Raw genomic sequence first — 9948 nt, 5'->3', positions numbered from 1 at the left:
CGGGGCAGGGGCGCGGCGGCGTCCGCGGCGTCGCGGGCGGCCCTCCTCCTGCCTCGCCCGTCCGGCGGAGGGCCCGGAGGCCGGGAGCTCGCCTCCCCCGGCGCGCGGCGCATCGGCCGCGAAGGCCTGCTCGGCGAAGTCCTCGGGATCGTGGGGGACGGCGGCGAAGGTGTCGGTCGCGAACTCATCGGCCGCGAAGGCCTCGCGGGGAGCAGCGGAGGGACCGGTGGCGGGCGCGTCGACGGGAGCGTCGTCCTCATCGGCCGCGAGCGCGACGTAGCCGCCGGCCTCCTCGTCGCGCACCACGTGCCCGCCGACCATCTCGACCACGCGCTTGCGCATGCGGTCCACGGCGCTGCGGTCGTGGGTGGCCATGACCACGGTCGTGCCTCGTTCGTTGATCTGAGCGAGCAGGTCGAGGATGCCCTCGGCCGTGGTCGGATCCAGGTTGCCGGTCGGCTCGTCCGCGAGCAGGATCGAGGGCCGGTTCACGTAGGCGCGGGCGATCGCCACGCGCTGCTGCTCGCCGCCGGACAGCTCGTGCGGCAGGCGCCGCCCCTTGTCGGCGAGGCCCACCATCTCGAGCATCTCCGGGACGAGGCGGCGCACCACCTTGCGGGGCGTGCCGATCACAGCGAGCGCGAACTCGATGTTCTGGTAGGCCGTCTTCGAGGGCAGCAGGCGGAAGTCCTGGAAGACCATGCCGATGTCGCGGCGCAGGGTGGGCACCCGCCAGGACGGGATGCGCGCGAGATCCTTCCCCGCGACGTACACGTTGCCGCGCGTCGGCGACGTCTCCTTGAGCACGAGACGCATGAGCGTGGACTTGCCGGAGCCGGAGGCGCCGACGAGGAACACGAACTCCCCCCGCGAGAACTCGATCGTGAGGTCCTCGAGCGCGGGGGCGTGGCCGCGCTGGTACGTCTTGGTGACGTTGTCGAATCGGATCACTGCTGCCTACAGGTCGGTGGGACGGACGGGTCCAGCGTAGGCAGGGCGGGGCGGCGCTGACGATGGCCACGCCCACCTGCCCGGGTCAAGGTTCGGTCAAAGCTCCCCGCAGCGACCAGGGCGGCGGCGCCTGTCCGGCCTGCTCAGCCCGCCTCGCGCTGCTGGGCGACGCGCCAGCGGATGCCCGCCTCGATGAGCGCGTCGATGTCGCCGTCGAAGACGGCCTGCGGATTGCCCTCGGTGTGCTCCGTGCGCAGGTCCTTGACCATCTGATACGGGTTCAGCACGTAGGAGCGCATCTGATCTCCCCAGGACGCCTTCACATCGCCCGCGAGCTCCTTGCGCTCCGCGGCCTCCTCGGCCTTCTTCAGCAGCAGCAGGCGCGACTGCATGACGCGCAGGGCCGCGGCACGGTTCTGGATCTGCGACTTCTCGTCCTGCATCGAGACGACGATGCCGGTCGGGAGGTGGGTCATGCGCACCGCGGAGTCGGTCGTGTTCACGCTCTGCCCGCCGGGGCCCGAGGAGCGGAACACATCCACCTTCAGATCGTTCTCGTCGATGTCGACGTGGTCGGTCGACTCGATCAGCGGGATGACCTCGACCGCGGCGAAGCTGGTCTGGCGGCGGCCCTGGTTGTCGAAGGGGCTGATGCGCACCAGACGGTGGGTGCCGCCCTCGACGGACAGGTTGCCGTAGGCGTAGGGCGCGGAGACCTCGAAGGTCACCGACTTCAGCCCGGCCTCCTCCGCATAGGAGGTGTCCATCACCTTGGTCGGGTAGCCCTTGCGCTCGGCCCAGCGCAGGTACATGCGCAGCAGCATCTCCGCGAAGTCGGCGGCGTCCACGCCTCCGGCACCCGCGCGGATGGTGATCACGGCGTTGCGCTCGTCGTACTCGCCCGAGAGCAGGGTCCGCACCTCGAGCTCGTCGAGGGCCTTGCGGATCGCGGCGAACTCCGACTCGGCCTCGTGGAGGGTGTCCTCGTCCGACTCCTCCGCGGCGAGCTCGACCATCACCTCGAGATCGTCGATGCGGCTGGTCAGATCGTCGATCCGGCGGCGCTCGGACTGGGCGTGGGAGAGGGCGGAGGACACGCGCTGGGCGTTCTCGACGTCGTCCCACAGGTCGGGCGCGGCGGCCTGCTCCTCGAGCTCGGCGATCTTCGCGGTCAGGGCATCGAGATCGGTCACCTTCGCGATCGACGTGAGGGTCGAGCGGAGGTGCGGGATCTCTTCGGAGAAGTCGACGGTAGCCACGAGGCACGATTCTACGGCAGATGCGATCCGCGTCGCCCGGAACGCTGCCGGGGCACGGGCTGCGGCCCTGCGGGTGCCGGGCGGTGGCGTCGGGCACCGGGCGGTACAGAGCAGCGGCGGATGCGAGCCCACGGATGCGGGCGCGGGCGGCACCGGCGCCGTCGGAAGCCGCCGGGGCGAGCGGGGTCAGGCCGGCGGCCGCGCCGCGTGCGCCCCGATCTCCGCGCCGATCTGCTCGAGGAGCTCGGGGCCGCGGGCGATCGCCTCCGCGAGGTCGGCGCTGCGGCTCAGCAGGTCGTAGGTGCGGCCGATGCCCGCCTCCGCGAGCTGTGCGGGTGCGAGGGTCACGGCTCCCGCGACGGCGAGGACCTCCGCCCCGGCGGCGCGGGCGCGGCGGGCGACCTCCGCCGGCCCCTTGCCCTGGAGAGTCTGGGCATCGAGCTTCCCCTCGCCGATCACGACCGCGTCCGCGCGCACGAGGGCCTCGTCGAAGCCGAGCAGGTCGAGCACGGCGTCGGCCCCGGCCTCGAAGGAGGCGCCGAGGGCGTAGAGCGCGAAGCCGGTCCCTCCCGCGGCCCCGGCTCCCGGTCGGCGGGCGAGGAGGCCGGAGGGGTCGAGGATCTCTCCCGCGTGTGCGAGGACTGCGTCGACCTCCGGGATCCGCGCCGCGGCGAGCCCCTTCTGCGGGCCGTAGACCGCGGCGGCGCCCTCAGGGCCGGTCAGCGGATTGGTGACATCGCAGGCGGCGACGAGCTCCACCCCCTCGAGCGCGGCCCGCGCGGGGGTGAGATCGGCGCTCGCGAGGGTCGCCAGTCCCGCCGCTCCCGGGGCGATGTCGGCTCCGTCCGTGTCCAGCAGCCGCGCTCCGAGCGCGGCGAGCACCCCGGCGCCCGCATCCGTGCTCGAGCTGCCGCCGATGCCGACCAGGATCCGCCGTGCGCCCGCGTCCCGTGCGGCGAGGATCAGCTCTCCGAGCCCGGCCGTGGAGGCGCGGTCGTGGGCGAGCCGGCCGCCTGGCAGGACTCGCAGGCCGGAGGCTTCGGCGAGCTCGAGCACGGCATCCGGGCCGCGCAGCGCCCAGCGGGCCCGCACCCCCTCTCCCGTGGGCCCCTCGACCTCGCTGATCCGCTCCTCGAAGCCGGCGCTGAGCGCCGCCTCCACCGTGCCGTCCCCGCCGTCGGCGATCGGGCAGCGCAGCACCCGGGTGTCCCGGGCGGTGGAGGCGATGCCCCTCTCGAGGGCGTCGCAGACCTCGGCGGCCGTGAGCGTGCCCTTGAACTTGTCGGGGGCGAGCAGGATCGTGCGGGGGGCGGTCATCGCCTGGGCCTCTCCGGTGGATGGTGCATGCCTGTGCCGGGAGGATATCCGCCCGGCCGCGCGGAGAGCCCGCCTGTTCACCGCGCACGGGCTGACCCCTCTGTGGCGAGCGGGATCGACACACCTGCTCCGCGGGTGAACCAGCCGATCAGAGGCGGGTCGACCGTCGCTGCGAGGGTCACCTCGACCGTGCCGTCCGCCATCGTGCCCACGGCAGCGACACGCACGTCCCGCAGCCGGGTCGAGGACAGCGGGTACGCGGAGAGGAAGCTCTCCGCCTCCCGCCGGGCCTCCACCTCGGTGAGCACCCGCGGCCCGCCCTGCCCGTCGCCGGCGTAGATCGCCCGCGGGTCGATCGCCTGGGACGCGGCGAGTGCCGCCCCGTCGGCGGCGTCCTGCAGCGAGGCCCTCTCGAGGTGCACGCCGGTGACGGCGACCCCGAGGGCGGCGATCATGAGGATCACGACGAGCACCCCGGTGATCAGGATCGTCAGGGTCCCCCGGTCGGAGGTCAGGGCGCTCCGCAGGCGGGCCCGCATCAGCCGCCCGCCCGATAGCGGTCCACGGGAACGGCGTGCTCACCCCGGACGGTCACGATCCCGCCCTCGCCCAGCAGCGGCCCCAGGCCCGGGACCTGCACGGGCACGTCGACATGGGCGGTGACGGTCCCGCCGGGGCTCGCGCACGGATCGGCGGTGCAGCTGATCTCGAGCACACCACGGGCGGGGATCCCGAAGTCCTCGAGCACGAGGTGCGCCCGCTGATCGCTGAGCCGTGCAGCCGCGCGGGGATCGGCATCGGAGGCATGGATGCGGGCGGCGTCCCGGGCGATCGCATCGGCCGCGAAGACGGCGCCCTGCACGGAGCCGAGGGTGAGGACCAGGTACAGCGAGGGCAGCAGGAGGGCGAGGGCGAGGACCACGAACTCGACGATCGCGCTTCCCTCCTCGCCCCGGGAGGACCGCATCCCCGAGGGCAGGCACGCCGCCCGGTGCCGCCCCCGGAGCCGGTGCCGGGACGCGCCTCGCAGCCGATGCCCGCTCACCATCGATCCTCGGCGATCGCCCGACCGTCCACGGTCATGGCGCCGGCGGGCCCATACAGCCCCACCAGCGGGAACGTCGCGCTCACCTGAACATCGATCATGCCGTCCGGGGCCTGGGACGCTGTCACCCGGGCATCGATCCCCCGGCCCAGCCGCTGGGAGATCAGCATCCGGGTGCGGTCGGCCCCGTCCTCGGGGGTGTTGCCGACGAGCGAGGCATGATGGGCGCCCTGCACGCTCGCATCGATCAGCGTGTTGCGCGTGTGGAGGATGACCGCTCCCTGGATGACGGCGAGCGCGATCACGACGATGAGCACCGCGAGCAGAGGGAACTCGGCGACCGCCGAGCCCTCCTCCCGCTGCAGCGCCGCGGCGACCCCGCCGCGATGCCGGTGGCGGACGCCGCGTCGAAGCGCGGACCTGCCTCGGTCCGCAGACCTTCTCACCGGCATCGGGTCGCCGGAGACCTCTCCCATGTCACTCGCCGGTGCCGCCGAGGAACGGCTTCATCGAGTTCTGGAAGATCGCGACCAGCTGATCGGCGGCGACCGCCCACAGCGCGACGACGATCGCCGCGGTCATGAGGGTGATGAGCACCCAGCCGGGGACATCGCCGCGATCCTCCTGCAGACGGCGGGCGGCGCGGCGCAGTGCACGGCGGCCGCCTCCGAGGGCCGCGGCGCACCTCCGGGCGAGAGGACCGCTGCGAGCGGGACCGTGGGAGCGGGGCGTGGTGGTCATGAGGAACCTCCGAGGAGATGGGGGGTGAGGCGGGGACAGGCCGGATCGGGGTGATATCGGGAGCGGCGAGGTCGCAGCGGCTGGACGCCACACGCCCGGAGGCCGCTGACGGGGCACGGGAGGTCCGCGGCGCGGCGGGACGACGGCGCTCACAGCGAGATCTCCAGAACCGCGAGACCGGGGAAGATCGCGAACACGATCACCAGCGGCAGGACGAAGAAGACGACCGGGACGAGCATGAAGATCTCCCGACGGCCGGCGGCTTCGAGGAGGTCCCGCTTCGAGGTCTCCCGGGCGTCCTGTGCCTGGGCGCGCAACACCTCTGCGAGCGGGGTCCCGCGCTCGATCGCGACCGCGACGCCCTCGCCGAATCTGCCGAGCGAGTCCAGCGGGGTGCGCGTGCCGAGCCCGGCGAGGGCCTCCGACACCGTGGCACCGGCCCGGATCTCCGCGACGGTAGCGGCGAACTCCTCCGGGAGCGCGCCCGTGGACGAGGTGGCGACCCGCTCCATCGCCGCGACCGGGCTCTCCCCGGCGGCGACGGCGAGAGCGAGGAGGTCGGCGACCGTGGGGAACTCGCGGGCCATCCTCGCGGCGCGGCGCCGCACCGCGAACCCCAGGAGGTAGTCGCGCATCAGCACTCCGCCGAGAGCGCCCAGGGCGATGATCAGAAGACCCAGCAGCGGGCTCGCCCCGCGCAGCGTGACGGCGAGGACTGCGAGGACGCCTCCGAGGACCATGCCGAGCAGGCCCAGGACGACCTGCTCGAGCCGGAAGGTGTCCGCGGAGGTGGTCCGGCCCGCGAGCTGCAGCCGTCTCTCGAGCTGCTCGGGACCGCCGGTGATCCGCTCGAGGATTCCGATGACACGGCCGACCACGGGGCCCAGCAGATGCTGGATCATCTCCCAGCGCCGACCGCCGCGCTGCTTCGGGGCGAGCAGGGCGCTCTGACGGTCCCGACGCAGATAGGGGTCGATCCTCTCGGCGAGCCGACGGGGTCGCCACAGAGGGCTCCCGTAGACGACCAGCAGCAGCCCGATCCCGGCGAGCAGGCCGAGCCCGGCCCCGAGGACGCCCGGCGGGACGACGCTCATCGCAGCACCCTCTCGTCCTGGGGCAACCGTGCGATGCGCAGCATCACCCGGTAGGCGAGCAGCGAGACCGCGGCACCGATGAGGATCATGAGCAGGCCTTCCCGGGAGTCGTAGGCCTGGGCGGCCTGCGGCCGGGTGGACATGAGCGCGAGCACGAGCCAGGGCGCCGCGAGCGCGAGCCGAGCGGCGTTGACGGTCCAGGACTGGCGGGCCTCGAGCTCTGCACGGGTGCGCGCGTCCTCCCGCAGGAAGGAGGAGAGCGTGCGCAGCAGGACGCCGAGGTCGGTGCCCCCGACGTCGCGGGTGATGCGCAGCGCCTCGACGATCCGGTCGCCGACAGGGTCCGCCAGGCGGATCTTGAGCCGGTCCAGACAGCTGCCGAAATCACCGCTCGCCTGGTAGTCGCGGGCGAACTCCACGAAGGCGGGACGCAGGGGCTCCGGGCCTCGCTGCCCGACCTGGACGAGCGCCTCCGGCAGCGACATGCCGGCCCGCACCGCGGAGTTGATGTGGTCGACGACCTCGGGCCATACCTCGCGGAGCTCCGTCCGCCTCCGCCGCGCGGCGGCTCGGAGCAGGATCGTCGGCAGGATCGCGGTGCCGATCGACATCGCGGCCGAGGGCACGAGCGCGGAGGAGATCGACCAGAGGGTCACGAAGACGACGAGCGCCGCCCCGGCGCTGAGCGCGGGCACGGCGGCCGGCGGCACGGTGCCCAGACCGATCTGGACGAGATCGTCGCGGGTGCGTTCGCGCCAGCTCCCGAGTCGGCCATCGGCGCGGGACGGGCGGGATTCCGCATCCCAGCAGGCACGCCAGATCAGCAGGAGCCCGAGGCCCAGGAGCAGCCCGAGCAGAGCTCCCTGGATCATGCGGCGGCCCTGCCGAGGAGGCGTGCGAGATCCGCGCCCACACGTGCGAAGCGCTCGGGATGAGGCGGGAACCCGTCCCCGCGCACGAGCTGGCCGTCCTGCTGGTGGAAGAGGTCGGAGATCTCGATGACGTCGCTCTCCACCCGGCCGGGAAGCGCCGCGATCTCTCGCACGCAGCGTCTTCCGTCCGGCCGGATGTCGAGATGGACCACGAGGTCGATGCAGCTCGCGACGGTCGGGACGACGAAGCGGCTCGAGACGTTCTCCCCGGCGAGGAGCGGAAGGGTGCACAGCTTCGTCACCGCGTCTCGTGCCGAGTTCGCATGCACGGATGCCATCCCCGGCAGGCCGCTGTTGAGGGCGATGAGCATGTCCAGCGACTCCGCCTCGCGGACCTCGCCGACGATGATCCGGCTGGGGCGCATCCGCAGGGACTCCTTGACGAGGTCGCGCAGGGTGATCCGCCCGCTCCCCTCGAGGTTCGCTTGCCGGGTCTGCAGACCGACCACGTCGCGCAGGTGCAGGTCCAGCTCGAAGACCTCCTCCACGGTGACGACCCGCTCGCGGGATCCGATCGAGGAGGCCAGACAGTTCAGCATGGTCGTCTTCCCGGCGCCGACCGCCCCGGAGACGATGATGTTGAGGCCGGCGGCGACCGCGGCGTCCAGCAGACCGGCGGCCTGGCTGCTGAGGGAGCCGAGCTCGACGAGGTCCTCGAGGCGGTGGGCCCTCGCGATGAACTTGCGGATGTTCACGCTCCAGTGCCGCCGGGTCACGCTCGGGATCACGACATGCAGACGGCTGCCGTCGGACAGGAGCGCGTCGACGAAGGGAGAGCTGAGGTCCAGCCGCCGGCCCGAGGTGACGAGCATGCGCTCGACGATGCCGCGCATCTCCTGCTCGTCGACGAGCACCGAGGTGAGCTCGCTGCGTCCGTTCCGGGCCACGAAGAGCTGTCCGGGCTCATAGCCTTCTTAACCACTCCTGGTATGATGAATCCATGAGCGAGCCAGTCCATGCAGCGATCTACGTGCGGATCTCGCGCGACTCCGAGGCCCTCGGCCTGGGCGTGAAGCGCCAGGAGAAGGACTGCCGCAAGCTCGCCGAGGACAAGCACTGGGTCGTGGCCGACGAGGACGTGTACATCGACAACGACGTCTCCGCATCGAAGCGGCGCGCCCGGCCCCGTTACGAGGCGATGATGAAGGCCGTCGCGTCCGGGCGGGTGCAGGCGATCGTCGTCTGGGACGTGGACCGCCTGACGCGCAAGCCCCGCGAGCTCGAGGACTGGATCGACTACGCGGACGATCTTGGGCTGGAGCTCGCCAGCTGCGGCGGCGAGATCGACCTGGCCACTCCCCAGGGGCGAGCGATGGCGAGGATGAAGGGCACCTTCGCCCGCCTCGAGGCCGAGACGATCGGCAAGCGGCAGCGGGCCAAGCACCGGGAGATGGCCGAGGCGGGGAGGTACGTCGGTCCCCGCCCGTTCGGCTATCGCTTCGCCACGGACTCCGACGGCCGCGTGCTCACCGGTGCCGCGCAGCGCCTGGTCGTCGACGACGCCGAGGCCGCAGTCATCCGCGAGTGCGTCCAGCGCGTCCTCGAGGGCCAGGCGCTGTGGACGATCATGAAGGACCTCAACCGCCGCGGGATCACCACGGCGACTGGCCACGAGTGGAGGTCCCAGCCCCTCCGGCGGATGCTCCTGCGCTGGACGCACGCCGGCTACCGCAAGCACCAGGAGTTCAAGGACGAGCGCTGGGTGGGCCCCGTGCACCTCCACGAGGCGGACTGGGAGGCGATCATCGACCGCGAGACCCACGAGCGCGTCGTCGCCAAGCTCACCGACCCCGGTCGCGTCTCGAACCGCGGCGACACCAGCCTGAAGTACCTGCTCACCTGGATCGCCGAGTGCGGCGTCTGCGAGCGGCCGCTCGTCGGCGCATCGCAGCACGCGTACATGGTGAAGGGGTACAAGCGCAAGGACGGCACCCGGTCGCCGGACAGGCAGCGCGTCTACCCGGCGAAGTACATCTGCCCGCACCCCGACTGCCACGGCGTGAGCCGGCGCATGGACGACGTCGACGAGTTCGTAGAGCGGCACGTCCTCGCCCTGCTCGAGGCCGAGGGCGTGCGCGTGTTCGGCGGCGACCAGGCCGTCGTCGAAGCGGCGCGCGCCCGGATCGACGCCATCACGAGCCAGAGGCTGATGCTCTCGGACCTGGCCACGACCCCCGTCGACGAGGGCGGCCTGGACGAGGCGCAGTTCAAGCGCCAGAACGCGAAGCTGTCCCAGCAGCTCAAGATCGAGCAGGCGCGCCTGAAGGCCGCCCAGCCGGCCGAGGGCTTCGACGCCTTCATCGGCGCGGACGCGACGGCGGCGTGGAAGAGCGCGAGGGTCGACCAGAGGCGCGCCGTGCTCGACGCCCTGACGGAGATGGGCGGCCTGCGGATCACGGTCGACAAGATCGGGCCCGGCGCGTTCTCGGCCAAGGGCGCGGACAAGTACGCGGGGATCCGCGTCGAATGGGCGGAGGCGGCAGCGACACGCGGGGCGAGCTGAGACGCGGCTCGGCGGCGCTGTCGTGGCTCGCCGGTAGACTGGCAGCTGAACCAATCGTCAGAGTGTTGTCGCATGCGCACGGCTAGCTCGATCCGGAGACGCGCCC

General features: G+C 72.5%; 10 protein-coding genes and 1 pseudogene. 1 reads left to right on the top strand and 10 read right to left on the bottom strand.

Annotation, left to right across the window (positions count from 1 at the left end; genetic code table 11):
- From ftsE to ACFFF6_RS11460, 10 genes and pseudogenes are all read right to left on the bottom strand, one after another.
- A partial coding sequence (gene ftsE / locus ACFFF6_RS11505) for a cell division ATP-binding protein FtsE (RefSeq protein ID WP_376980805.1) occupies positions 1–951 on the bottom strand: 951 nt, incomplete at its 3' end.
- A 143-nt stretch (positions 952–1094) separates the two neighbouring features.
- Positions 1095–2210: a peptide chain release factor 2 gene (prfB, locus tag ACFFF6_RS11500; RefSeq protein WP_376980803.1), complete on the bottom strand. Its 1116-nt coding sequence runs from the start codon at positions 2208–2210 to the stop codon at positions 1095–1097.
- A 186-nt stretch (positions 2211–2396) separates the two neighbouring features.
- On the bottom strand, positions 2397–3527 hold the full coding sequence (locus tag ACFFF6_RS11495) for a glycerate kinase (RefSeq protein WP_376980801.1): 1131 nt from the start codon (positions 3525–3527) through the stop codon (positions 2397–2399).
- A 77-nt stretch (positions 3528–3604) separates the two neighbouring features.
- The gene (locus ACFFF6_RS11490) at positions 3605–4066 is read right to left on the bottom strand and encodes a pilus assembly protein TadG-related protein (RefSeq protein WP_376980800.1); all 462 of its coding nucleotides are present in this window, start codon (positions 4064–4066) and stop codon (positions 3605–3607) included.
- Positions 4066–4494, bottom strand: a complete 429-nt coding sequence (locus tag ACFFF6_RS11485; protein ID WP_376980798.1) for a hypothetical protein — start codon at positions 4492–4494, stop codon at positions 4066–4068. Before ACFFF6_RS11485 ends, ACFFF6_RS11490 begins: the two co-directional genes overlap by 1 nt.
- Before the next feature lie 74 nt (positions 4495–4568).
- Positions 4569–5048, bottom strand: a complete 480-nt coding sequence (locus tag ACFFF6_RS11480) for a TadE family protein (RefSeq protein ID WP_376980796.1) — start codon at positions 5046–5048, stop codon at positions 4569–4571.
- Position 5049: 1 nt separating this feature from the next.
- A complete protein-coding gene (locus ACFFF6_RS11475) occupies positions 5050–5313 on the bottom strand; it encodes a hypothetical protein (protein ID WP_376980794.1) in 264 nt (87 codons plus the stop codon).
- A gap of 149 nt (positions 5314–5462) precedes the next feature.
- Positions 5463–6407, bottom strand: a complete 945-nt coding sequence (locus ACFFF6_RS11470; RefSeq protein ID WP_376980792.1) for a type II secretion system F family protein — start codon at positions 6405–6407, stop codon at positions 5463–5465.
- Positions 6404–7279, bottom strand: a complete 876-nt coding sequence (locus ACFFF6_RS11465; RefSeq protein ID WP_376980790.1) for a type II secretion system F family protein — start codon at positions 7277–7279, stop codon at positions 6404–6406. The genes ACFFF6_RS11470 and ACFFF6_RS11465 overlap by 4 nt, the downstream gene beginning before the upstream one ends.
- Positions 7276–8241: pseudogene (locus ACFFF6_RS11460) on the bottom strand (TadA family conjugal transfer-associated ATPase); the annotation flags it as partial. The gene ACFFF6_RS11465 and the pseudogene ACFFF6_RS11460, both read right to left, overlap by 4 nt.
- A 38-nt stretch (positions 8242–8279) precedes the next feature.
- Between ACFFF6_RS11460 and ACFFF6_RS11455 the strand changes: the two are divergent.
- A complete protein-coding gene (locus ACFFF6_RS11455; RefSeq protein WP_376980788.1) occupies positions 8280–9842 on the top strand; it encodes a recombinase family protein in 1563 nt (520 codons plus the stop codon).
- The last annotated feature ends 106 nt before the right edge of the window (positions 9843–9948 follow it).

The organism is Brachybacterium hainanense (assembly GCF_042434575.1).
Taxonomy (GTDB): domain Bacteria; phylum Actinomycetota; class Actinomycetes; order Actinomycetales; family Dermabacteraceae; genus Brachybacterium; species Brachybacterium hainanense.
The sequence above is the reverse complement of the archived record's forward strand: the minus strand, read 5'-3'. Positions and strand labels throughout refer to the sequence as shown.

What these genes read in the sequence shown, in the direction of transcription:
- ACFFF6_RS11495 (WP_376980801.1), bottom strand. Translation starts at nt 3,527, where the DNA reads ATGACCGCCCCCCGCACGATCCTGCTCGCCCCCGACAAGTTCAAGGGC.
- ACFFF6_RS11490 (WP_376980800.1), bottom strand. Translation starts at nt 4,066, where the DNA reads ATGCGGGCCCGCCTGCGGAGCGCCCTGACCTCCGACCGGGGGACCCTG.
- ACFFF6_RS11485 (WP_376980798.1), bottom strand. Translation starts at nt 4,494, where the DNA reads ATGCGGTCCTCCCGGGGCGAGGAGGGAAGCGCGATCGTCGAGTTCGTG.
- ACFFF6_RS11480 (WP_376980796.1), bottom strand. Translation starts at nt 5,048, where the DNA reads ATGGGAGAGGTCTCCGGCGACCCGATGCCGGTGAGAAGGTCTGCGGAC.
- ACFFF6_RS11475 (WP_376980794.1), bottom strand. Translation starts at nt 5,313, where the DNA reads ATGACCACCACGCCCCGCTCCCACGGTCCCGCTCGCAGCGGTCCTCTC.
- ACFFF6_RS11470 (WP_376980792.1), bottom strand. Translation starts at nt 6,407, where the DNA reads ATGAGCGTCGTCCCGCCGGGCGTCCTCGGGGCCGGGCTCGGCCTGCTC.
- ACFFF6_RS11465 (WP_376980790.1), bottom strand. Translation starts at nt 7,279, where the DNA reads ATGATCCAGGGAGCTCTGCTCGGGCTGCTCCTGGGCCTCGGGCTCCTG.
- ACFFF6_RS11455 (WP_376980788.1), top strand. Translation starts at nt 8,280, where the DNA reads ATGAGCGAGCCAGTCCATGCAGCGATCTACGTGCGGATCTCGCGCGAC.